General features: G+C 57.0%; 1 protein-coding gene. It reads left to right on the top strand.

Annotation, left to right across the window (positions count from 1 at the left end; all coding sequences use genetic code 11):
- Nucleotides 1-309 (top strand): DUF7507 domain-containing protein (locus U9S71_RS20835; protein ID WP_326329791.1); only part of this gene is annotated, 309 nt, incomplete at both ends.

Genomic DNA, 309 nt, shown 5'->3' with positions numbered 1-309 from the left:
AACTACACGGTCACCGACGTATTGTTCCCCGAGTGGAATGCAAGCATCGACGAGCTTGCGCCGACAGCGACCCGCAGCTTCGAACTGGAGTACACGGTTACACAAGCCGACATCGACAAGGGTGGCGTGCTGAACGTGGCCAGCGCCACCGGCGAGAATCCCGGCGATCCGGAAGATGAAGACGAAGTGGAAGTACCGAGCGACAAACAACCCGGCATCGAGGTCAGCAAGACCGCCGATAAATCTACGGTAAGCACCGCCGGCGAAATCATCACCTATACAATTACTGTGACCAATACGGGCAACGTG

This window comes from Parapedobacter flavus (assembly GCF_035818675.1).
Lineage (GTDB): Bacteria > Bacteroidota > Bacteroidia > Sphingobacteriales > Sphingobacteriaceae > Parapedobacter > Parapedobacter flavus.
The sequence above is the reverse complement of the archived record's forward strand: the minus strand, read 5'-3'. Positions and strand labels throughout refer to the sequence as shown.